The following is a 21,687-nucleotide window of genomic DNA, read 5'->3' as shown; positions in this document are numbered from 1 at the left end:
CTTCGCCGACGTGACGGCCCGGCGAAGGCTACTTCGTGCCGTCGCGCAGCTCCGCTTGGTAGCGGCCCGGGGTCTGGCCGACGACCTGGGTGAACGCCTCGATGAGGCTGGTGGGGTTGGACCACCCGCACTCCATCGCGGTGTCGGTCACGGACCGGCCGTCGGTGAGATAGATCAGGGCGTGGTGGATGCGCAGGACCGTGCGCCAGCGGCGGAAGCTCATCCCGAGCTCGGTGTGGAACAACCGGCTCAGGGTGCGCTCGCTCGCGCCCACGGTCCGTCCCAGCTCGGCCAGGGTCACGGCCCGGCCGGGATCGGCGTGCAGGAGATCGGTGATGGCCCGCAGCCGGTCGTCGCGGGGTTCGGGCAGGTGCAGGGACCGCTCGGGGGCCACGGCGAGCTCATCGACGACCACCGCGCGCAGTCGTCCGTAGGAGCCGGGGCGGACCTCACCCCGATCGGTCAGCGCCAGGAGGGCCTCCCGCAGCAGGGGACTCACCGCGAACACGCTGGGGTGTGCCACGAGCTCGGCGCACAGCTCCAGGGGAACGACGACGAGGCGGACATCGGTCCTGCCGTAGATGCGATGGGAGTGGGCGTATCCCGGCGGCGTCCACGTCACCCTGTTGGCCGGCGCGACCCACGTCCCGCGTTCGGTCGTGGTGGCCAAGGCGCCGGAGGCCGGGTAGACCAACTGGCCCTGACTGTGGGAGTGGGCGCCGAGGTGGAAACCGTGCGGGAGCCACCCTCCGCGCAGAGGCGTCGGGGGAGGTTGGCGGCTTTCCAGCATCAGGCAGCAGTTTACCGGTGGCGCGGCGCCCATCGACAGGCGAACGATGGCGTCATGAACACCGCATCCCTCGGAGCACCCCTTGGCTAGCCTCGGATCGATGGCGATGGCATCCAGATACCGGCGCCCCCGCCATCGGCGGATGTTGAACCTGACCGTCCGGGGACGCGAGCGGATCAGCCCGCACTTCGTGTCCGTCACGCTGGGCGGAGACGACTTTCAGCACCTCGATCGGTCCGGGTACGACCAGGCGGGCCGCCTCTTCTTCCCCCGCCCCGGCCAGGACGGATTCGTCATCCCGAGCAGCGACAAGTGGATGCGCCAGTACGCCCTCCTGTCGGCCGCGAAGCGGCCACGGGTCAGGATGTATTCGATCCGGCGCTTCAGGCCGGAGATGTCCGAGATCGACATCGAAGTGGTCATCCATGAGGAGAGCCCGGGCACACCCGCCGCCGCCGGGTCCGCCTGGGCGCTGGCGGCCGAGCCCGGTGACCAGGTCGGCTTCCTCGACGAGGGCTACTGCTACGTGCCCACACCCGACGCCACCTGGCAGCTTCTCGTGGGGGACGAGAGCGCGCTGCCGGCCGTCCTCGCGATTCTGGAGCGCTCCGCCGACGCGCTGCCCGCCGAGGTGTTCCTCGAAGTCCCCGCCGACGAGGACGTCCGCCACGAGGTCACCGCGAACGCCAGGATCCACTGGTTGCCCCGCAACGATCCCGCCACCAAGCCGGGCACGCTCGCACTCCAGGCCGTGAAGGACGCACACCTGCGTCCGGGTCCCTTCTACACCTGGGCCGCGGGCGAGTCCGCGCTCCCCACCGGCCTGCGCAGGCATCTCGTCAACGACCGCGACATCCCCAGATCCGACATCGCCTTCCTCGGCTACTGGAAACACGGCAGAACCAGCCTCGGCTGACCTCGCTATTCGACGAGAGATTGCGTACCGAGAACGATGGCGAGTGCGAGGCGCTCGGCGTCCTCCGTGCCAGGTTCGGCGGTGTAGACCATGATGCGCAGATCGTCGGCGGCGACGACGAGGATGTCGCAGTCGAGGGTGATGCGGCCGACCGAGGGGTGATCGATGGTCTTGCGCCTCGACGGGTCCTGGCGCAGTTCGGGGGCGCCGGACCGCCAGAGCTCGGCGAAGCGCGGGCTCTGCGCGGTGAGCTCGTTGACGAGCCGCTTGAGCGTTCGATCGCCGGGATACCGGGCGGCGGTCAGCCGCAGGTCGGCGACCAGTCCCGCCTCGAAATCGGCGCGCACTTCCGGGCTGTGGATGACCCGGGTGCCGGGGCCGACGAGATTGCGCCAGACGGCGTTCCGTTCGATCCCGCGCCAGGTCGTGGTCCCGCCCATGAGCGCGTCGTACGGCGCGTTGGCCAGGACGAGCGTCCAGCTGGCGTCGTACACGATGACCGGGGTGTGCGCCAGCCGGTCGAGCAGCCGCTGCACGCTCGCCGTGACGCGCGACGGAACGACGTCACGCCCGGGAGCGGCGTGCCCGGCCAGCCGGAAGAGCAGGTCGCGCTCCGCGTCGGACAGGCGCAGGGCGCGGGCGAGCGACTCCACGACCTGCACCGAGGGCGAGGTCGCCCGCCCCTGTTCGAGCCGGGTCAGATAGTCGGCCGAGATGCCCGCGAGCCCGGCGAGCTCTTCGCGACGCAGCCCGGCCGCCCGGCGGCGCCCGCCCACGGGCATCCCGATCGTCTCCGGCGCGACCCGGTCCCGCCAACGGCGCACCATCCGGCCGAACTCCCATGACTCCACATTTCCAGTGTCGGGGAAGGCGCCGGCGTTGTCCTGGCCCTGACAGTCCTACGACATCGGACCGACTGCCTGGCCGGCGACGAAGCCCGAGCCGCGTTCGGCGAACCAAGCGACGGCGCCGGCCGACATCGACGCGGACGTCCCCCTGCTTCTGCACGCACTCGGTCACCGCCCTGCGTGAGCCGTGCTGGTGATCGCCGCTCCAGGGACGATTCCGCCGATTTTTCGTTAGGATGTGAGATCCGACTCGCTCTCCCGTTGTGAGGACCAGCATGGCGGACGAGCCTGCGAAGCCGCGAAGGCTTACCGTCTACGCCGAAGCCGCCGCCATTCTTGCTCTTGTCGTTGCGATTGTCGGCGTGGTCGTGGCAGCGTTCGCCTTGCAGCACGACAAGGACGTCGCCGCCGAAAACTCGGGAGCCACTCCCGCGGTGACGGTCACCCAGTACGTCCAACGTACGGAAAGCCAGAACCCGCAGGATGCCGCCTCCGCCTCTCCCTCGCCCGGTTTCTGGGGCGTGGTCGGCGTCGTGGTCCTGACCTTGATCAGCGGCCTGATCGCCGGCGTTCTGGTTTTTCTTTCCTGGGAATTGGTCTCCGACCTGGGCGCCTTCCTCACCATGACCATGATCGCGGGCGCACACACTTTTCTGCTTTCCCTTATGGGCATCAATCTGATCTGGGCAGTGATTCTGGCGATAGTGTTCGCGGCAATCGGATTCTTGACCAACGTGTTCGCCTAGCACAGATCTCCCCCCGCCATCGGCGCTGTCCCCGGTGACCGAGTCGACCTGACGGTTCGCCGAGATGCTCGTCCTGATCGCCAGAATCCCGAACCGGCCACATGTGCGGACTTTTACATGGTCATCGGCAATCCCTGACAGGATGCTTTCGCCGTCAGATCTCGACGGCAGTCATCAGAAGGGGGAACTGTCGATGACCACGCGCAGCAGAATCATCGCAGGTGTCATGTGCTTTATCGTGGGCGGTGGCTTACTGGGGGCGGCGACTCCGGCCGGCGCCCAGATCACCCCACGTCTGAACGTGGTGGCGCTGGGTGACTCCACCGCGGCCGGCACGGGCGCCGGGAATTACGAACCCGGCACCGAGCAGACCTGCTATCGCAGTCGTAACTCCGCCTCCACGATTCTCGTCAAAAGACTCGAGCAGCGTGGCGCGAAGGTTAATTTCGTCAACGTCACCTGCAGCGGCGCCGCCATCGCTGATCTGCGGAAGACGTTCAAGGGGGAGCCGCCGCAGCTCAACGCACTTCGCCGGGATACCGGCCTGGTGACGCTGACCGTCGGCGGCAACGATATCGACCTCGCCGCATTCGGCAACGCGTGCCTTCAGGGTGACTGCACGGGGGCGGCCACCACCGCGATCCTCGAGCGCGTTCCCGGTGTGGCACCCACCCTTCGCGGCCTGCTAGCCAAGATCAAGCAGCGCAGCCCGCGCGCCCAGATCATCCTGACCGGGTACGGCAGGGCGGTCACCGACGGCCCCAACACGCCGGACGTGGCACTCGACCCGATCTGTGACGCCGGCGTACTCACCGAGGAGGAGCGCGCAAGCGGCGGGCGGGTCTTCGCGGCGCTGGACGCAGCCTTGTCCCGGGCCGCGCGATCCGCCAAGGCGAGCGGGATCAACGTACGCTTCGTCAGCCCTTACCGGACTTCGACCGCACTCAGGCCGGAGTTCGCCGGACATTCGCTGTGCGAGTCGACCACTCCCTTCTACCGGGGATTCGACGCTCTGGCACCCGGCCAGGAAGGCCCCATCGCCGTGCTTCACCTCAACCAGCAGGGCCACGCCGCACTGGCCCAGCTCATCCTGCGCCAGACCCTGCCCACGGGGATCCGGGCTCTCAACAGTTGACGTACTCCCCCACCTGGACCGCCTCTGCCGCATCCGGTGAGCACCGGATGCGGCAGAGGCGTCAGCGATGTCACGGCAGGACCTGGACCAGATAGTCGGCCAGCTCCCCCGGCCGCGACAGCATCACCATGTGGCTGCCGGGCATCTCGTCCGGGGTGATGCCGAGTCGCTCCTTCACATGGCGGCGCACGAAGTCAGGGACGAAGCAGCGGTCGTCCCGGCACAGCAGGTACCTCGTCGGAACGTCCGGCCAGGCGGCCAGGGGCCAGGGCTCGCGACTCGCCCGGTCCATGCTCATGTTCTCGGTGAGCGCGCCGTCGTGGGCCAGCACCCGCTCGGCCAGCTCACGCGGAACGTCGTGCAGGTAGAGCTCGTAGACGTCATCGATGTCGGACGAACGCCGGCCGCTGCGTTCCCACCAGTCGTCCGGTGTCTCGCCAGGGCTCGGGATCATGGCGGTCACCAGCACGAGCGCGGCGGCCTTGACCCGCGCGCAGACGAGCGGGCCCACGAACCCGCCCCACGAATGAGCCACCACGACCAGGTCCCGGCGCTCGCCGATCGCCTGGACGACGGCATCCGCGTAGTCCCACAGCCCTGCCCGCGGGTCGGACATCGGCAGATCCACCGCGACCGTGTCATGCCCACGCCCGCGCAGCTCGGCTTCGAGCAGGTGCCAGTCGAAGCCGCTCCCGCCGCCGCCGTGAATGAGTACGAAGGTTGTCATGATGATGATGACCGGCGGCGGCCCGGAAACTCATCGCCGATCCCCTCCGGCCGGCCCACTGATCATGAAGCATTGGACGCTCCCAGCCGCGCATCGGTGCTGAATTGGATCGTTCCCTACAGGAAAATCAGAGCTCGGGCACCTGACTTATCGACTTACCCGTCCATGAGAACGAGCGACAGGCCGGCCGGATGCGTTGTGACCCTTTTCATAGAATCGGGTTCGGTTCCCGTGATTTCCGGAAAGTTTATGCGGAAGCGGCGGTCAAGTCGGTTTGAGAATTGCCGTGCCGGTCGCTTGATTTATGGCATCATGCTCTCGCCGTCAGACCCCGACGGCAGTCATCACAAGGGGGAACTGTCGATGCTCACGCGCAGTAGATTCATCGCAGGTATCATGAGCTTCGTCGTGGGAGGTGGCTTAATGTGGGCGGCGGCTCCGGCCGGCGCTCAAGTCACATCACGTTTGAACGTGGTGGCGCTGGGTGACTCCATCGCCGCCGGTACGGGCGCGGGGGATTACGAGCCCGGCACCGAGCGGACCTGCTATCGCAGTCGAAACTCCGCCTCCACGCTTATCGTCGAACAATTCAAAAATCGTGGAACCGAGGTGAATTTCGACAACGTCACCTGCAGCGGCGCCGCCATCGCGGATCTGCGGAAGACGTTCAATGGGGAGCCGCCGCAGCTCGACGCGCTGGACCAGGAGACCGACCTGGTGACGCTGACCGTGGGCGGCAACGATATCGACCTCGCCGCATTCGGCCTGGCCTGCCTTCAGGGCAACTGCACAGGCACGGCCACCACGGCGATCCTCAATCGCATTCCCGGGCTGACGCCCACCCTTGGCGACTTACTCGCCGAGATCCAGCAGCGCAGCCCGCGCGCCCAGATCATCCTGACCGGGTACGGCAAAATCGTCAGCAACGCCCCCAACCCACCCGGCGTGGCACTCGACCCGATCTGTGGCGCCGGCCTGCTCACCGACGCGGAGCGCGTAAGCGGCGGCCAGATCTTCGCGGCGCTGGACGCGGCCCTGTCTGAAGCCGCGCAATCCGCCAGGGCGGACGGGATCAACGTAAACTTCGTCAGCCCTTACCTGAATTCGACCACACTCAGGCCAGAATTCGCGGGGCATTCGCTGTGCGAGTCGACCGTTCCGTTCTACCGGGGATTCGACGCCCTCGGAGCCGGCCAGGAAGGCGTGGTCGCAGTGCTCCACCTCAACCAGCAAGGCCACGCCGCACTGGCCAACCTCATCCTGCAAGACGCTCCCCGATAAAACCCTTCAAGGGCTTGCTACGGCCCCAGGTGACGAGCTGAGCCCGATATCGTCCGACAACCCTGCCGCAGCCGGTGCCCACCGGATGCGGCAGACGGCTCGCCGGCGACTCTGCGACCAGGGGTTTCAATCGTCGCTCGGGACGTCTGACGGCGGAAGGCCGCGCTCGGTACGCTGATCGTCATGGGATCTGGTGAGGCGTCTCTGGGGCTGAAAGACGTGACGTCGGCGTTGGAGACCGCTCTCACCACCCTGAGGGCCGTGGGCGCCGCCCCGGACTACCGCGTAGGTGGCACGAGCGCCGCCCTGCTGCAAGGCGTACAGCTTCCCGTCGGAGACGTCGACCTCTTGATGGCTCGGCGGGAAGATGTCGACACGGTCGCCGCCGCCCTATCGTCCTTTCCCTGCCTGTACGCGACATCGTGGCTGCCCCAGAGTTCGCAGTACTTCGCCAGGTACGAGGTGAACCAGGTGCATCTGGAAATCAGCACGGTCGAGCAGGAGACCGACTCCGACGGGATGGAGTGCATCGGCCGTGGCCCATGGGAGCACTACGTCCTGATCACCTGTGGCTCACACCGTGTTCCTGTGGTGCGCCTGGAACTACGGCTGGCCACAGAGCTCCTGCGTGATCGGCCCGATCGATACGACCCCCTCCTCGACCACCTGGCAGCGCAGGGCTTCGACCCAGATCTTCTGGACAGGGCCATGACGGCCCGTGGTCTGTCAGCGGAACAACGACACCTGGTCAACAACCGCCTGGGAACCGCGACAAGGTCAGCCTGAAGGGATGCCATCGAGCTCCGACCGAACAGCACCCGCGATGCGGCTGCGGGACCGGACCGCCGCGTTGACCAGCCTGGCCGGCTACGGCGTCCACGATCCACTCATGGTCGGCGTACAGCAGGACGGCACAAGGCCTGTCTTCCTGACCAGTGGACGGACCGCAGCCGGCGAGCCGTTGACCGCCGACACGATCGCCTACACCGCATCGCTGTCCAAACAGATCACGGCCGCCTGCGCGGCTCTACTCGTGCGACAGGGCAAACTGGACACCGAATCGATTATGGCGCAGTGGATGCCCGAGCTCCCCACCTGGGCGGGCACCGTACGCGTGCGCCATCTGATCTCCCACACGAGCGGTCTGCCCGAGGGCATCGAATTCGACGATCTCCATCGCGCGAAGCTCGACCACACCTCCGCCGGCGTCATCCACGCGCTTGCCCGCCTCGACCACCTCGTCAGCACACCGGGGACCGAACACCGCTACTGCAACGCCGGCTACATCTGCCTGGCCGCCATCATCGAACGCGCGGCGAGCCGGCCGCTGCCCGACTTCGCCCGCGAGCACGTGTTCACCCCGCTCGGGATGACCAGCAGCCAGTACTGGTCCGGCCCGGCCCCGCATCCCCCCGGAGCCGTACCCCTCGACTCGCACTACCCGGCACCGCTGTCGATCGGCGACGGCGGGGTCTGGTCCACAGCCCCGGACCTCATCCGCTGGAACCAGGCCCTTGAACGCGACGAACTGAGGGTCTCCGCACTCCTGCAGACGCCCGGCCACCTGGACGACGGCACACAACTCGACTACGCATGGGCCCTCGGCGTCCGCGAGCACGCAGGCCAGCGGATCTACCGGCACGGCGGTAGCTGGGCCGGGCTGAACGCACAACTCGTCCGCCTCGCCGATCAGCGCGCCGGCTTCGTCATCATCGCCCTGGACGACGACCGAGACCGCACCGCCACGTTGACCCAAGCCATGATCGAGGAACTCACAACCCAGAGTCGTACCAGCCAAGCCCGATAGCGACACCTACTGTCACGCCACGAGTAGCGGAAACTCGGCGTACGGGTGCCAAAGCTCGCCATCGCAGACGAAGAGACTGACCGAAGCGACGTCGGCAGTCACCGGCAGTCGTACGGTGAGCGCGGCTTCCACCTCGTCGAGCACCTGGCCTTGCTGGTCGTGGGCGACCGTCAGGTGTGGGATGACCTCCTTGAACTGTCCACCGTAGGGTGGAGCTTCCGGCCACCGCGCCACGACAGCCTCCGTCAGCGTACGAAACGGCTGGTCAGGCACCGGCGCAAGGTAGAGCACGTCAGGGAACCGTCGGCATGCGTCGAAGCGGACGGCGAAAGGGCTGTGCCTCCCGAAGAGCGCCCTGAGGTCGTGGATCACTGCGGTGTCGATACGTTCGACGTCCAGAAACGGTACGAGCACGGTCACGTGCGCGGGGACCCCCGCCGAAGCGGAGGGGTCAAAACGCCGCCGCCAGCCCCCCACCAATGGCTCGGCTTCTTCCGCCACAGCGATCAAGGCCGTTTCGCCTGCTCGGTACCGTCCCGAAGTGTCGTCCGACATGCTCGGATAATGTCAGGCCACACGGGACGTTGCTACGTGTTATCCAGGGCCGCAATACCGAACGCCCGGGACTCTGCCGCCGCCCGAAATCGGCCCCAGACCGCACGCCCGAGCAGCGGGCAAGCGACGGAATCGAACCCGTGCTAACAGCTTGGGATTTGCTGTGATTGCGTGGGCCTGACCTTGGGTTGCCTGGTCAGCGGAACTGCGGGGGGCGTGAGCGACCCTTATTGACCCCTCGTTGCGGGGTCAATAAGGGCACGACGATCAAGCGCTGACCAGATTCCTTGTCGGATCACGAGGTCTTGGTCTCGACGCTGGCAACCGCCCCAGTGGGAATCTTGGCGACCGTCGCACCGCTCCATTGAGGTCCGTAGCGAACGCCCCACAAGGTTTCGAGTTCGGCTTTCTCCTCGACCGTGGCATTGACCAGGACGCTAAAGATCAGACACCCCTCGGCTTCCGTGAACCTTTTCCAGGTTCCGCGGCGAGTGCCCTGGTCGCAGGATGATTGCGATGTCGTGATTCGGCCGGTGACAGCAAGAAGCTCCTGGTAGACGGGTTGATCACCACAATCCACACCGTCGCCACCAGGAGCTTCAGGTGCTTTTCTATCGTGCCGCCGTCGATTTGTCGCATCAGACGCTGAACTACGTGGCCGGGGTGATCCGCAGGCACCGTAAGACGATGAGGTCGATCTGGCGGCGGCTCAAGCCCGGTCGGCAGGCCCTGCTGGTGCTGGTCTACCTGCGCAAGGGCGAGACCTACGCCGAGCTCGGTGCCGGCTTCGGGGTATCGACGACAACCGCGTGGCGATACGTGGAGGAGACGGTGGCGCTGCTGTCGGCCCGCTCGCCCAAGCTCGGCCAAGCACTGCGCAAGGCCCGGCAGGACGGGCTGCACTACCTGGTGCTGGACGGCACCCTGATCTGCACCGACCGGATCAAGGCCGACCGGCCGTACTTCTCCGGCAAGCACCGTGTGCATGGCATGAACGTGCAGGTCATTGCCTCACCGGATGGGACGATCCTGTGGACCTCGGGTGCCCTGCCCGGCAAGGCCCACGATCTGACCGCCGCCCGCATCTGGGGCATTCTGCGTGCGCTGAAGCAAGCCGGGATCATCACCCTGGCGGACAAGGCGTATCAGGGAGCCGAGGGCCCGGTGCTCACCCCGTACAAGGGCAAGGGCAAGCCCGAGTCCCAGAAGCAGGCCAATCGCGCCCATGCCAAGCTCCGCGGACCCGGCGAGCGTGCGAACGCCCAGCTGAAGAGCTGGAAGATCCTCCGAAAGCTCCGCTGCAGCCCGTCAAAGGCGGGCCACCTCCGCAAGGCCATCGCCGTCCTTCAAAACCATCGCGTCGCCCAAGCCGCGTGAGCCTGAAATAGGTTCCGTGTAGCCATCGGCACCCAACTCTTTGGTCTCGCCGGTGTGCAGCTTGACCACCTACCGACTTGGGACACCGACACCGAATCCATGGCCGGAGAGTACTCGGCATACCTGGCCACCTGCGACTTGAACATGCCGCACACTGCGCGCACCCCACCTGGGATGATCAGGCTTCTACCCCAGCCACCTGGGCCCTGGACGTGCTCCTGCAGATCATCCCGGGGTCGGAGCGCCCCCGCCGGAGGCGGTTCAGAAGAGGTGTCGATGAGGCCGGTCGAGCCAGCTCATGTACCACTCGAAGAAGTTGCGTTCGCGGACTATGCCTGCGTCAGCACATCGGTCGTCGAACCAGACCTCCCCGGCTATCTCACCGTTCACCACGAGGCGGTGGAATGCCCCGCAGCCGTACTCGGCCAGGAGTAGGGAGCCGGTGACCCAGTGGCCCTCTTGGTAGTCCTCCGGCTGTGCTTCAAGCGGGGGAATCCAATCGGCCGTGTGAGGAAACGGGGTCGTGAAGAAATGCAGCGGCCCCTCATGGGTTTCCATCGCATCCAGGCGAAAGGCCTCGTCCATCTCGTACAGCCCGTAGGAGGGTCCTGCTCCCCCGTTACCCACCTCCGTAAGAAAAGTCCGAAAGGACTCGGGCAACTCGACACCCATTCTCCTCTCGAACGCGGCGACCTCCGGAGTTGAGAGTCGCGGCCCCAGACGGTACTGATAGCGCTGTGCGCCGAAAATCTTATGATCCGGATCCTGCCGCCGAATCTCCTCAAGCCGACGATGGATGAGATCGGCGTTCCACATAATCGACTCCGATCGGACGGTTGAGAAGGGACTTGCTGTCGTCGAATCCGTGCTGCCTCGAGACCGCCACGAACTGGAGGACGTTTATCCCATCCGCGGGCCCGAGCGGCGCTACGTTGGCTAGCCGGTTCCAGTTGCGACCGACTGCCGCCACTCCAGTGCTTCGGCTGTGTCGCGGTACTCCAGGAGGTGTTGGCCGGCGATCTTCTGCAGCAGGTCACGGACCTCGGCGGGCGTCGCGTGGAAGAACTCTCGTCGCAGGTTCACCTTGTTGAGCCGATGATCGCTGAGCTCTGAGTGCAGTCGCGCCTCCAAGCCCACCGCATCCTCACTGAAGATCAGCGCATGCGTGTCGAACCTGAACGGCACCGACGCGTCACCCAGCTCACGTACACGGTCTTCAGGCTCCAGCCGACGAGTCATGCCGATCTTCACGACATTCTCTCCGAAAGCGCCGATGTTGGAGATGACATACACGTACCCGGCCCGGGTGTTAGCTTCGCGGGCCTCGACATCGGCGACTGCCACGCCGATCTCTTCCAGCTTGGCTTTCAGCTCGTCCACGCTCTCCGCGGACGCGGTGCCGTTCTTCATCAGCTTGGCCAGCGCCGACCGATAATGCGCCTCCTCCTTGCGCAGGCGCGCCTTCTCTCGCTCGAACTCGCGGCGCGCGGCCTCCTCCTCGCGCTGCTGCTCGCGCTGCGCACGGATGAGTTCTTTCTCTGCCTCCTGCTTGGCCAAGTGGTCAGCCGTCAGCTCCAGTTCGTGGATCCGCGTACGGTGATAGTCGGGATGGACATGGATGTGCATCGTTCGTCCCAGCTTGACGATCGTCTCCACGACCTTCTCCAGCCGATCGATCGCAGACTGCAGTTTGTACGGGCGCATGGTTCGCACGCAGTTGTCCGCCTCAGCGTTGTAGGCGCGCAGCATCAGCTTGGAGAAGTCACGCACCATCTTGCGTCCTTCCGCCGCTGACCCGTTCACTTCCCAGTTGGTGGCGCCGACGACGGCCTGCCCTTTTCGGGCCATCTACTTGATGCGTGCCTTCACCTGCGCGAGCCGGTCCTTATAGGCCACCGCGTCGCTCAGCGGATGGCGGTATTCGTAGACACCCACCTCTTGGAGCAGAACGGTCTCCTCGGTCTGCACGACCCGTCGTTCTGTCTCATTCAAGCGTCGGGCGGCATCGTCGATGGCGGTCTGTAGTCCCGCGTGCTCTATATGTAGGGCCTCGGTCATCGCTGTGATGCGGATGGCGTCCATGCCGCCCAGTCGCTCCACCCATTGGCGTAGCTGGGCATTCTCCTCTTCGAGTCGTTTCTTGCCGCCGAAGAGTCCTCCGCTCTTGCGTTCCGGTGTCTGTGGTGGGTTCGGGGCTGGTGCAGCCGAGGTCCCCTCAAGGATCCAGAACTCCCAGCCTGAGGGAGCCGGCGTCCATGACGGATCTGGTTGCCATCCCTGAGGAGGCTTCCACCGGTGAGGAGGGACCGGCCAGCCAGGGGGAGAGTTAAACCGGTACTCGGGCATGAGCGCTCCTCTCGGGCGGACGACAAGTCGTACACAGGTGAGATAGCTGTGAGCACCGAAAAAGTTACAAAAAGCGAGAATCCCGAGCCGTCTGTGCAGTGTGAGGCGAATATGTAATGTGCGGCGAGCCGGAGTTCCGACTTCCAAGCACCGAACGACTTGCGCTATCAGTCCGGCACGCATCTGGGACGGGTGCCGGCGCCCGCTGTCGGTGCCGCGGCTTGCTCTCGTAAGGGCTTGGCCTCCCGACGTCGACTCCTGGCATTTGAGCGCCCCTGCTCTAGCCGTGACCCGGAAAAAGAGTGGCGCGGCGTCACCGGGCGGGAGTTCACTGGTGCGACCGTTCGCAAAGGGAGTCTTAGTGATCGCGATTTCAGCCGCTTCCGGTGCGCTCGGCCGCCTCGTCGTCAGCCATCTGCGCAGCCGGGCGGAGGTGGTGGCCGTGGTGCGTGAACCCGAACGGGCTCCCGAAGGCGTTCCGGTACGGCGCGGCGACTACGACGACCCGGCGAGTCTGCGTGAGGCGTTCGACGGGGCCGACCGTCTCCTGCTGATCTCCTCCCCGGAACTGAATTCCACCCGCAGGATCAGGCAGCACCTGGCCGCCGTGGCCGCCGCCAAAGACGTCGGCGTCGGCGCCATCGTCTTCACCAGCTTCCTGGGAGCCGATACCGTCGCCACCGGCATGACTGAGGCCTATCACGCGACCGAACAGGCCATCCTTGACAGCGGTCTGCCGTACACGCTGTTGCGTCATCCTTTCTACAGCGACGCGTTCGTCCCGCAGGTCTCCAGCGGAGAAATCACCAGCAGCACCGGGGGCCGCAGCTTGAACACGGCATTCCGGTCGGACTTGGCCGAAGCGGCAGCGAACGTGCTGACGGGCGACGGGCACGGGGGCCAGGCGTACGACTTCACCGGGCCTCTGTGGAGCTATCCCGAAGTAGCGAGGGCGCTGAAAGTGACCTACCGCGAGGTGCCGGACGCCGGCCCGGGCCCCATGAGCTGGATCTCTGCCCAGGTACGCGCGGGCGCGTTGGAACGACAGACCCCTGATCTGGAGCGAGTGCTCGGAAGGCCCGCCGAAACGGTCATTTCTCATGCCCTGGCCCATCATTCGCCGCAGGTTCTCTGACGACGAAGGCTCCGACTCCGTGTGACCGAGTGGGTTGTCTCGGACACGCCCCAGGTGATCGAGGTCGGAGGCTAGGTCGAGTGGTCACGAGATGGGATTCACCGTCTCCGCCGTCCTGCGGAGCGTCGCGCCGCCCCACCTGTAGGTCTGGCTGACGATCAAGTCTGGACAGCATCTGGGGGCTTTCTTGCTGACCGCTTCGCCGTACAGGCGCACATTCCCGCCCCGGATCCTGACTTTCAGGGACCTGAAGTAGCGGTTCTCCCCGAGCTTCCCGAGCAAGTGCGGGGCCGACGACCCGGAGGCTCCGTCGTAGACAAAGGCGATCAAGGGATTGCTCGATGTCGGGCTCGGGCAAGACGACACGACGACGGTCTCACGCTTCCCATCACGGGTAAGGTCGCCGACGGCCGCGACCCGGGCGCGCACGACGTACCAGGCGGCATGCCGACCCGGCTTGGGGCAGTTCAGACTCGGCTCCACTACGGACGCCCAATCGACCCGGTCCAGCCGGTCGGCATTCTCCGCGATGGTGGTGCTCTGTGCCACTGCACTGTCCACGGTGGCTGCGTTGGCGACGCCTCCGCCCAGGACGACCGTCAGGCAGGCGGCCAAGGAGGCAACGCTGGTCCTGGTTCCGTATCGGCGGGCTCTGTGGTGACTCATGTGCTCGGTAAGTGAGGTCATAGTCAGTCAGACGCCGGGTATTTCGGAAATGTTGTGGGCTGTGGGTCAGTGCCGTAAGGCAACTCGCAGCCCCTGATGACGAGAGGCACCGGAGCGCTGGCACCGGCGAGGTGATCAAAAGCTAGTGGCCCTCGAAGATCGACAGGCCCAGGCAATATCAATGCCCAGGTACCGAATCCCTCGACCTACCTGGGCTTTCACTACTGAACCTATTTCAGGCTCACGCGGCTTGGGCGACGCGATGGTTTTGAAGGACGGCGATGGCCTTGCGGAGGTGGCCCGCCTTTGACGGGCTGCAGCGGAGCTTTCGGAGGATCTTCCAGCTCTTCAGCTGGGCGTTCGCACGCTCGCCGGGTCCGCGGAGCTTGGCATGGGCGCGATTGGCCTGCTTCTGGGACTCGGGCTTGCCCTTGCCCTTGTACGGGGTGAGCACCGGGCCCTCGGCTCCCTGATACGCCTTGTCCGCCAGGGTGATGATCCCGGCTTGCTTCAGCGCACGCAGAATGCCCCAGATGCGGGCGGCGGTCAGATCGTGGGCCTTGCCGGGCAGGGCACCCGAGGTCCACAGGATCGTCCCATCCGGTGAGGCAATGACCTGCACGTTCATGCCATGCACACGGTGCTTGCCGGAGAAGTACGGCCGGTCGGCCTTGATCCGGTCGGTGCAGATCAGGGTGCCGTCCAGCACCAGGTAGTGCAGCCCGTCCTGCCGGGCCTTGCGCAGTGCTTGGCCGAGCTTGGGCGAGCGGGCCGACAGCAGCGCCACCGTCTCCTCCACGTATCGCCACGCGGTTGTCGTCGATACCCCGAAGCCGGCACCGAGCTCGGCGTAGGTCTCGCCCTTGCGCAGGTAGACCAGCACCAGCAGGGCCTGCCGACCGGGCTTGAGCCGCCGCCAGATCGACCTCATCGTCTTACGGTGCCTGCGGATCACCCCGGCCACGTAGTTCAGCGTCTGATGCGACAAATCGACGGCGGCACGATAGAAAAGCACCTGAAGCTCCTGGTGGCGACGGTGTGGATTGTGGTGATCAACCCGTCTACCAGGAGCTTCTTGCTGTCACCGGCCGAATCACGACATCGCAATCATCCTGCGACCAGGGCACTCGCCGCGGAACCTGGAAAAGGTTCACTATAAAGCGGCGACGGGAATCGAACCCGCGCTATCAGCTTGGAAAAGCAATGATCCAGGCTTGTCAGGGCGCTGAGCTGGGCGAGAAGCCGATCTTGAGTGACCGCGGTTGACCCCTCGCTACTCTGTCTAATTGTACGACGATCAGCCCGCGACCTGGGGTTCATCGCGTACCGCGCGTACCCCGCCCGCCTGACGCTCATATGTGCAAGGGCGTTGCGCGGAGTTTCGTCATGAGTCGTGCTTGCTGGAGCGCAGGGCCAGGTAGGCGGCGCGGGCCGAGTGGAGTACGTTGATCCACTCCGGATGGTCGAGGTAGGCGTTGTCTGGAACGGTAGGGCCGAGGTCATCGAGGATGCGCAAGAGGGCGTCGACCACCAGCTGCACGAGGTCGGCTTCTCGCTGATCAAGGAAGAGGCGGGAGATCAGTGCTCGTGCGCCGTGTTGGTCGATGGAGGTGTCGTCGATCAGCCAGTGCACGGCAGCGGTGAGGTCCGGCCGTCCTTCCCCGGATCGCCAGTACTGGCTCTGGTAGTCGCGGTCGCTCAAGGCTCGTAGCGCTTCGAGGACGTCCTTGCGTCGCTCTGGCCACTGCACCGCCTGTTTGCCTAAAGGTTCTTCCTCCACGGGTGCCAAGCTACTGGGGACCTGTCGATGTCCCGTGGTTGTGAGCGAGGTGGTCGGCGATAGGCGATGAGGGCGCGGTAGATCACGTCTGACAGGTGCCGTTTCAGGACGCGGAAGCTGCCTTTGGTGGTGTCTCGGGTGGTTTCCTGGCGTCGTTTGAGCAGGACTCGGGCCTGGATGATCGCGATGCGGTGCAAGCTGGTGTTGAGCTGCCGGTTGCCGCCACGGTTGATCAGTGGCGGTCGTCGTTTCCGCTTCAAACGGGGATCGGGGCGGTGCCGTTGTGCCGGGCGAAGGCTGCAGAGCTGCGAAGGCGGGTGATATCGCCAATTCTCCCAGGAGTTTGGCGGCGGTCACCACGTTCACGCGCGCCAGAGGCTGAGCGTGTAGTGCTCACGATCTACGGACACGGCTCACCGCCCTTGGATATTGGAGGGGGCGACGGCAATCGAACCCGCGCTATCAGCCTGGGAACCAGCTACTGATCATGCTGGGCTGAGCTGGGATAACGGGGGTGCAGATCAGGGCGGGCTGGTTGACCGCGAGTCCCCGTGAGTGGCCGCGGTCCCCCGCCCGTTTGGCACGGATCTGGCATGCGATCAAACCTGTATCTCCTGGAGGCGGTGAGCGTTGATGGACGCCGTCCGTAAGATCAGGCATGCTGGTTCCTCCTATAGCGGAGGAGCAGATGGGGATCGGGTTCATCGAGATTTTGCTCGTGTTGATCATATGGGCTGTTCCGGCCGCGCTGTTGTTCTTCTTCCTCTACTGGACGATCCGCTTGGCGATCAGGCATGAGAAGCGGCGGCTGCCGACTCCCCGGGAGATCGCGGATCAAGAGCGGCGGGAACGTATGGCAGCGGAACGTGTTGCTCAGTATCGCCCCAGACAGCGTCGGTCCAAGTGAGCAAGCCGGAAGGCATTCTTGGTCTAGATGGTTACTCCGAAACCTGATGAAGGCCCATGGTCAAGAGCTCTCTTTGACCTGGGCCCCGGTGTGGAGCGGGCGACGGGGATCGAACCCGCGCTATCAGCTTGGGAACTGCACGGATCACCGCACGTGAGGGCTCTGAGCTGGGTGGAAAGCGGGTCGCGAATGACCGTGGTTGACCCCTCGTCACCCTGTCTAATTGCACGCTAATCGCACGGCGATCGGCCCCTGGACTGGGGGTTTTCGCGCCGCGCGCACTCTGCCTTCTGATCATCCGACGTGGTGCCCCGCCGGAGGCATCTATGGCACCCTGCTCAACATAATGATGAGGGACCAGGCCCCAGAGAACCGGATCAGGTTGGAGGTGCAGCCGGGCTTGGGGACGTGGCGCTGAACGAATTGTTCGGGGCGGGAGGGCCGCCTACGCGTCTTCTCCACCCTGGAGGCGGCCATTGTCCGCGGATCAGGGCGGCGAGCTGGGCGTGGGTGATGCGTCCTTGTGGCAGCGTCCCGGTATTGACCGACATACGGAAGAGGCTCCACCCTCCTTTGAGTGTGCGTACGCTGATCCGCCTGTGTTTGCCGGTCGCAGCGGATATAATTACACCTTGATCGAAGTCATTGCCGAGGAGGCAGATGCATGACGGACCAGGGGAATGGCGACGGTAGGAACAAGAGCAAACCCGGAGAATCACTGTTCGCGATTTGGGGCGCCATAGGGTTTGTCATTGGGGCTTCCCTGGCAGCAAAGTACGTTTACTCCATTGGGTATACCACCGATGATGACTTGCCCTGGCCACAGGGCATCATCATGGTATCCCTGTTCATCGGGCCTACATTTCTGCTTGGTTGGATCGCGGAGCAGCTAAGCAAAGAAGTGTTGTCAGGGAATTCCACCTGGGCTACATATTGGACGACAATGGTCGGCATCACCGTGCCTGCTTTAGCTGTCGCGGGCATCACAACTTTCGAAGATGTTCTTGACTTGTTCAACAACCTGTGAGAATTGATATCCATATAACAGTAAAGTACGGTCCGCTTCATTTCGTTTCATGAGGACGGCGATCACCTGCCGAACCGCTGCACGTGATCCGCTTCGGCGTCCAGGTCGACGGGCAAGGCGTCCTCGCCGGAACCCCCGACGCCAACGTGCCCCCGCCGGCCGTCCGTCTCCTGCGCACCGTGGCCGAACGCCAACGATGGCGCGCCCGCATGGCCCAACTCGAAGCCCAAGCACAGGGCCAAGGTCCCTCGGCAACTGAGGGGATGAGCCATGCTTCCCGGCGGGCCGATTGACCGCCTGCTGACCGTCGCCGAAGTCGCGGAACGGCTCAGCACCAGCGAGCGGTTCCCTCGGCGCCTCATCGAAGAAGGCCGGATCACCTTCGTCCGCCTCGGGCGCAAGGTCTGCATCCCCGAATCCGTGCCTAACGACTGCATCTCAGCGGGACTCGTTCCCCCATCATCACCCGTACGAGGAGAGCAGCATGAGCAAGCGCCGGCTCTGTCGCATTCGCAAGCTTCCCTCGGGGCGGTGCCAGGCGAGATACCCCGGCCCTGACGGCGTGGACCGCACCCCGCCGAACACCTTCGCCACCAAGAAGGAAGCCGAGATCTGGCTGACCAAGAATCGAACCCGGGCTGTCAGCCCGGGAACTCATTCAAGATCATGACCTCTGGGCAGCAGACGGCACCGCTCTGCTCGCGCGACGTCTCAGGTATCCACGGCCAGGAACCCTGTCAGGAGATCCTGGTGGTGGAGAGATGCCTCAGGCAGGCATGTCGATGGTCAGTCCGGCTGTCTGGGCAGCATCGGCCAGTCGTTTGTCGTACGTGACGAATGAAGTGAGCTGGGAGCGAATGCGGAGAGCTGTTGCCAGGTGGATAGCGTCCAGGCTCCGTACGGTCACCGGTCTCACAGTTTGGACCAGGATGCGAATGCTGGCGTCCAGTTCCACCAACTCGGGGTGACAGCGGTGCGCCTCGGCCTTGACATCCTGCCACCGGCGGGCGGCACTCATCGATCGGCCTCCCCTTTACTCATGCGGCGGCGATGGCCCGAAACTCCACAGGCGCGGAGACATCACCGTGCATCACCACGTCGATCTCCAAAGCCGCCGCCAACCGCACCATCAACGGAATCGTCGGCATGTGCGCTCCACCCTCCAAGCGGGAGACTTGCGGCTGCGTCATGCCCGCCCGCTCGGCCAGCTCCGTCTGCGACAGGCCCAACTCGATCCGACGGCGGTAGACGGCCGCGCCGAGTTCCTGCCCCAGCCGCGCCTCCTCCACCATCACGGCGTACTCGGGACTCACCTGCTCACCGGCAAGCCGCTTGGCCTTGATCGTCTTCCACTTGCTATGCCCGGCCATCTCCTTCAGCCCCTTCCCTCGTAGATCCGATGCGCGACGCCGTGCTCCGAGCCGCCGGACATGCACTCAGCCATCGCCTTGCGGGCGCGCTCCACATCACGCGGCTGCCTGTCTCGAGTCTTGTAGAAGGCGGTCAGCAGCACCGCCCTGCGGTCCTCGGCCAGCCAGTAGGTGAGGCGCACCGAGTGATGTGCGATATCGAAGCGCAACTCCCACAACCCGTCTCCCAAGTCGCGAGCATGGCCGTACGGCATCCGGTCGCCGAATTCAGCGAGCCGTTCGACAGCAGCCTCGACAGCGGCGTGATCCCGGTCGGACAGAGTGTCCAGCCAAGCCTCCACCGCTGGCTCCAGCTCGATGTCGTACAGCTCTTCACCCATGCAACTCAGCATATATGCCAAGCTTTGCATAGCCAGATTCATCCAGGGTGTGGCAACCATGCGAGATGAACACGTCTCGGTCCGCTTCATCTCTCAGCCGTACGCGGTGGGTCGACGTGGTCAAGGAGCCGAGCTCGGCAGGGCTTCACTTGTCACTCACGACCTGCGCCACACCTGCAACAACCTGCCCGCCGAGTCCGGCGCCGGGCTCAAGGACCTCATGACACGCAGAGATCAACAGCCCTAGGCAAGATCAAAGCCCAGGCGCCGAATTTATCGGCCTACCTGGGCTTTCACAGTGAGAGCGGGCGACGGGAATCGAACCCGCGCTATCAGCTTGGGAAGCTGAAGTTCTGCCATTGAACTACACCCGCATGCGACCAGAGCCGCGCTTCTACTGTAGCGGAAACCACCACCACTTCACCAAGCCAAAGCGCCCACGCCCGCCGAACCGGTCACACGGTAAGTTGCTCATCGTGCTGCTATCTGACCGCGACATCGTCGCCGAGATCGACTCCGGCCGGCTGGCGCTGGACCCGTTCGACAGGGAGATGATCCAGCCGTCCAGCATCGATGTCCGCCTCGACAGGTTCTTCCGTGTATTCGAGAACCACAGGTACCCACACATCGACCCGGCCGTGGAGCAGCCTGATCTGACCCGGCTGGTCGAGCCTGACGGGGACGAGCCGTTCATTCTGCATCCGGGTGAGTTCGTGCTGGCTTCCACGTACGAGGTCGTCTCGCTGCCGGACGATCTGGCCTCTAGGCTGGAGGGCAAGAGCTCGCTGGGCCGGCTCGGTCTGCTGACGCATTCGACGGCGGGTTTCATCGATCCCGGGTTCAGTGGTCACGTCACGCTTGAGTTGTCCAACGTCGCGACGTTGCCGATCAAGCTCTGGCCGGGGATGAAGATCGGGCAGTTGTGCGTGTTCCGGCTCAGTTCGCCGTCGGAGTTCCCGTACGGGTCGGAGAAGTACGGGTCCCGCTACCAGGGACAGCGTGGGCCCACGCCTTCGCGATCGTTCCGTAACTTCCATCGGACCAAAATCTGAAGTGCAGGCGGCCGAAAGGGTGGTGGTCGAGGGGGGATGTCATCAAGATGGGGTAGAAGTCCCCCGCCTGCGTTGTGAGGTGCAGCCCCGAGTAACCTGACGACGGTGTCGTACGGCATACCGGGGGGTAGCGACCAGGAGATGAGGACATGAAGTTCGCATTTCGCCTGGTAACCCGTACTCTCTTCCACGGACCATCCCCGCACATCTGGAGAACGACGTGCGCCTGCGTCTCACGCCGCGTGAGGACAGTTACTATGACCTGTTCGCCGATTCGGCGAACAACCTGGTCACCGCATCACGACTGCTCGTGGAGATCATCAGCGACGGCTCGGACCGTGAGGCCCTGGCCGAGAAGATGCGCGCCTGTGAGCACGCCGGGGACGAACGCACTCATGCGATCATGAACCGGCTCAACGAGAGCTTCATCACCCCCTTCGACCGCGAGGACATCTACCGCCTCGCTTCGAACCTCGACGACGTGATGGACGCCATGGAAGCGGCGTCGGATCTCATCGTGCTCTACCAGATCGACCATCTCCCCAAAGATGTCGTCCGGCAGGTCGAGGTGCTGGAGCGGGCCGCTGAGCTGACCGCGGAGGCCATGCCCCGGCTGCGCTCGATGAAGAACCTCAACGAGTACTGGATCGAGGTCAACCGCCTGGAGAACCAGGGCGACCAGGTCTACCGCCGGCTGCTGGCCAAGCTGTTCAGTGGTGAGTACGACGCGCTCACGGTCATGAAGATGAAGGAAGTCATCGACGCCCTCGAAGAGGCCGCCGACGCCTTCGAGCATGTGGCGAACACCGTCGAGTCAATCGCGGTCAAGGAAAGCTAACTCA

At 64.9% G+C, this 21,687-nt stretch carries 26 protein-coding genes and 1 tRNA gene; 13 read left to right on the top strand and 14 right to left on the bottom strand.

Translation table 11 applies throughout. The features are described 5' to 3' along the window. Positions 1 to 28: 28 nt before the first annotated feature. Positions 29 to 790, bottom strand: a complete 762-nt coding sequence (locus OHA68_RS17975; RefSeq protein ID WP_327108681.1) for an AraC family transcriptional regulator — start codon at positions 788 to 790, stop codon at positions 29 to 31. 142 nt (positions 791 to 932) lie between these two features. On the opposite strand from OHA68_RS17975, the gene OHA68_RS17970 reads away from it, so the two are divergent. Next, the gene (locus tag OHA68_RS17970) at positions 933 to 1,706 is read left to right on the top strand and encodes a siderophore-interacting protein (RefSeq protein ID WP_327108680.1); all 774 of its coding nucleotides are present in this window, start codon (positions 933 to 935) and stop codon (positions 1,704 to 1,706) included. Between the two features lie 5 nt (positions 1,707 to 1,711). Here the strand turns inward: OHA68_RS17970 and OHA68_RS17965 are convergent, their stop codons facing one another. Beyond that, positions 1,712 to 2,557 carry a helix-turn-helix transcriptional regulator gene (locus OHA68_RS17965; RefSeq protein WP_327108679.1) on the bottom strand — a complete coding sequence of 282 codons (846 nt, stop codon included), beginning with the start codon at positions 2,555 to 2,557 and terminating at the stop codon, positions 1,712 to 1,714. Positions 2,558 to 2,829: 272 nt separating this feature from the next. Between OHA68_RS17965 and OHA68_RS17960 the strand changes: the two genes are divergently transcribed. Both OHA68_RS17960 and OHA68_RS17955 read left to right on the top strand, forming a co-directional pair. Continuing rightward, on the top strand, positions 2,830 to 3,300 hold the full coding sequence (locus OHA68_RS17960; RefSeq protein WP_327108678.1) for a hypothetical protein: 471 nt from the start codon (positions 2,830 to 2,832) through the stop codon (positions 3,298 to 3,300). A 64-nt stretch (positions 3,301 to 3,364) separates the two neighbouring features. Further along, positions 3,365 to 4,435: an SGNH/GDSL hydrolase family protein gene (locus OHA68_RS17955; protein ID WP_327108677.1), complete on the top strand. Its 1,071-nt coding sequence runs from the start codon at positions 3,365 to 3,367 to the stop codon at positions 4,433 to 4,435. A 70-nt stretch (positions 4,436 to 4,505) separates the two neighbouring features. Here OHA68_RS17955 and OHA68_RS17950 read toward each other — a convergent pair whose 3' ends face one another. After that, positions 4,506 to 5,162: an alpha/beta fold hydrolase gene (locus tag OHA68_RS17950; protein WP_327108676.1), complete on the bottom strand. Its 657-nt coding sequence runs from the start codon at positions 5,160 to 5,162 to the stop codon at positions 4,506 to 4,508. 396 nt (positions 5,163 to 5,558) lie between these two features. On the opposite strand from OHA68_RS17950, the gene OHA68_RS17945 reads away from it, so the two are divergent. The 3 genes from OHA68_RS17945 to OHA68_RS17935 all read left to right on the top strand — a co-directional run bounded on the left by OHA68_RS17945 (position 5,559) and on the right by OHA68_RS17935 (position 8,250). After that, positions 5,559 to 6,443, top strand: coding sequence for an SGNH/GDSL hydrolase family protein (locus OHA68_RS17945; RefSeq protein WP_327108675.1), 885 nt, complete (start codon positions 5,559 to 5,561; stop codon positions 6,441 to 6,443). A gap of 183 nt (positions 6,444 to 6,626) precedes the next feature. Continuing rightward, the gene (locus tag OHA68_RS17940; protein WP_327108674.1) at positions 6,627 to 7,229 is read left to right on the top strand and encodes a hypothetical protein; all 603 of its coding nucleotides are present in this window, start codon (positions 6,627 to 6,629) and stop codon (positions 7,227 to 7,229) included. A 37-nt stretch (positions 7,230 to 7,266) separates the two neighbouring features. Further along, positions 7,267 to 8,250, top strand: coding sequence for a serine hydrolase domain-containing protein (locus OHA68_RS17935; protein ID WP_327108673.1), 984 nt, complete (start codon positions 7,267 to 7,269; stop codon positions 8,248 to 8,250). A gap of 12 nt (positions 8,251 to 8,262) precedes the next feature. Here the strand turns inward: OHA68_RS17935 and OHA68_RS17930 are convergent, their stop codons facing one another. Beyond that, positions 8,263 to 8,805: a 2'-5' RNA ligase family protein gene (locus OHA68_RS17930; RefSeq protein ID WP_327108672.1), complete on the bottom strand. Its 543-nt coding sequence runs from the start codon at positions 8,803 to 8,805 to the stop codon at positions 8,263 to 8,265. 603 nt (positions 8,806 to 9,408) lie between these two features. On the opposite strand from OHA68_RS17930, the gene OHA68_RS17925 reads away from it, so the two are divergent. Beyond that, positions 9,409 to 10,182 carry a transposase family protein gene (locus OHA68_RS17925; protein WP_327108666.1) on the top strand — a complete coding sequence of 258 codons (774 nt, stop codon included), beginning with the start codon at positions 9,409 to 9,411 and terminating at the stop codon, positions 10,180 to 10,182. Between the two features lie 261 nt (positions 10,183 to 10,443). Here the strand turns inward: OHA68_RS17925 and OHA68_RS17920 are convergent, their stop codons facing one another. From OHA68_RS17920 to OHA68_RS17910, 3 genes are all read right to left on the bottom strand, one after another. After that, positions 10,444 to 10,998, bottom strand: coding sequence for an SMI1/KNR4 family protein (locus OHA68_RS17920; protein WP_327108671.1), 555 nt, complete (start codon positions 10,996 to 10,998; stop codon positions 10,444 to 10,446). A gap of 120 nt (positions 10,999 to 11,118) precedes the next feature. Continuing rightward, positions 11,119 to 12,030, bottom strand: coding sequence for a DUF4041 domain-containing protein (locus OHA68_RS17915; protein ID WP_327108670.1), 912 nt, complete (start codon positions 12,028 to 12,030; stop codon positions 11,119 to 11,121). Then, entirely contained in the window at positions 12,031 to 12,528 is a 498-nt protein-coding gene (locus tag OHA68_RS17910; protein WP_327108669.1) for a hypothetical protein, read from the bottom strand. A 361-nt stretch (positions 12,529 to 12,889) separates the two neighbouring features. Here OHA68_RS17910 and OHA68_RS17905 point away from each other — a divergent pair, with 361 nt between their 5' ends. Further along, the gene (locus OHA68_RS17905) at positions 12,890 to 13,663 is read left to right on the top strand and encodes an NAD(P)H-binding protein (protein WP_327108668.1); all 774 of its coding nucleotides are present in this window, start codon (positions 12,890 to 12,892) and stop codon (positions 13,661 to 13,663) included. Between the two features lie 84 nt (positions 13,664 to 13,747). On the opposite strand, the gene OHA68_RS17900 is transcribed toward OHA68_RS17905, so the two are convergent. The 3 genes from OHA68_RS17900 to OHA68_RS17890 form a co-directional block, all read right to left on the bottom strand. Next, on the bottom strand, positions 13,748 to 14,278 hold the full coding sequence (locus tag OHA68_RS17900; protein WP_327108667.1) for a hypothetical protein: 531 nt from the start codon (positions 14,276 to 14,278) through the stop codon (positions 13,748 to 13,750). A 292-nt stretch (positions 14,279 to 14,570) separates the two neighbouring features. Continuing rightward, a complete protein-coding gene (locus OHA68_RS17895; protein ID WP_327108666.1) occupies positions 14,571 to 15,344 on the bottom strand; it encodes a transposase family protein in 774 nt (257 codons plus the stop codon). Between the two features lie 369 nt (positions 15,345 to 15,713). Beyond that, on the bottom strand, positions 15,714 to 16,109 hold the full coding sequence (locus OHA68_RS17890; RefSeq protein WP_327108665.1) for an SCO4402 family protein: 396 nt from the start codon (positions 16,107 to 16,109) through the stop codon (positions 15,714 to 15,716). A gap of 688 nt (positions 16,110 to 16,797) precedes the next feature. On the opposite strand from OHA68_RS17890, the gene OHA68_RS17885 reads away from it, so the two are divergent. The 3 genes from OHA68_RS17885 (at position 16,798) to OHA68_RS17875 (ending at position 18,601) form a co-directional block, all read left to right on the top strand. Next, a complete protein-coding gene (locus tag OHA68_RS17885) occupies positions 16,798 to 17,016 on the top strand; it encodes a hypothetical protein (protein ID WP_327108664.1) in 219 nt (72 codons plus the stop codon). 664 nt (positions 17,017 to 17,680) lie between these two features. Next, on the top strand, positions 17,681 to 18,043 hold the full coding sequence (locus OHA68_RS17880; protein WP_327108663.1) for a hypothetical protein: 363 nt from the start codon (positions 17,681 to 17,683) through the stop codon (positions 18,041 to 18,043). Positions 18,044 to 18,313: 270 nt separating this feature from the next. Further along, positions 18,314 to 18,601 carry a helix-turn-helix domain-containing protein gene (locus OHA68_RS17875; RefSeq protein WP_327108662.1) on the top strand — a complete coding sequence of 96 codons (288 nt, stop codon included), beginning with the start codon at positions 18,314 to 18,316 and terminating at the stop codon, positions 18,599 to 18,601. Positions 18,602 to 18,809: 208 nt separating this feature from the next. Here OHA68_RS17875 and OHA68_RS17870 read toward each other — a convergent pair whose 3' ends face one another. From OHA68_RS17870 to OHA68_RS17855, 4 genes are all read right to left on the bottom strand, one after another. After that, positions 18,810 to 19,061, bottom strand: coding sequence for a PIN domain-containing protein (locus OHA68_RS17870; RefSeq protein ID WP_327108661.1), 252 nt, complete (start codon positions 19,059 to 19,061; stop codon positions 18,810 to 18,812). 19 nt (positions 19,062 to 19,080) lie between these two features. Next, positions 19,081 to 19,413, bottom strand: a complete 333-nt coding sequence (locus OHA68_RS17865) for a helix-turn-helix domain-containing protein (protein ID WP_327108660.1) — start codon at positions 19,411 to 19,413, stop codon at positions 19,081 to 19,083. Between the two features lie 5 nt (positions 19,414 to 19,418). Then, complete coding sequence (locus tag OHA68_RS17860; protein WP_327108659.1) at positions 19,419 to 19,793, bottom strand: type II toxin-antitoxin system RelE/ParE family toxin; 375 nt, start codon at positions 19,791 to 19,793, stop codon at positions 19,419 to 19,421. 303 nt (positions 19,794 to 20,096) lie between these two features. After that, positions 20,097 to 20,167: transfer RNA gene (locus OHA68_RS17855), tRNA-Gly, on the bottom strand. Between the two features lie 102 nt (positions 20,168 to 20,269). Between OHA68_RS17855 and dcd the strand changes: the two genes are divergently transcribed. Both dcd and OHA68_RS17845 read left to right on the top strand, forming a co-directional pair. Beyond that, positions 20,270 to 20,845, top strand: a complete 576-nt coding sequence (gene dcd / locus OHA68_RS17850; RefSeq protein ID WP_189144301.1) for a dCTP deaminase — start codon at positions 20,270 to 20,272, stop codon at positions 20,843 to 20,845. A 220-nt stretch (positions 20,846 to 21,065) separates the two neighbouring features. Next, positions 21,066 to 21,683, top strand: a complete 618-nt coding sequence (locus tag OHA68_RS17845) for a DUF47 domain-containing protein (protein WP_049567507.1) — start codon at positions 21,066 to 21,068, stop codon at positions 21,681 to 21,683. Positions 21,684 to 21,687: the final 4 nt, after the last annotated feature.

Origin of the sequence: Nonomuraea glycinis (genome assembly GCF_035920485.1) — a bacterium.
Classification (GTDB): domain Bacteria; phylum Actinomycetota; class Actinomycetes; order Streptosporangiales; family Streptosporangiaceae; genus Nonomuraea; species Nonomuraea glycinis.
This window is presented reverse-complemented; position numbering and strand designations above follow the sequence as displayed.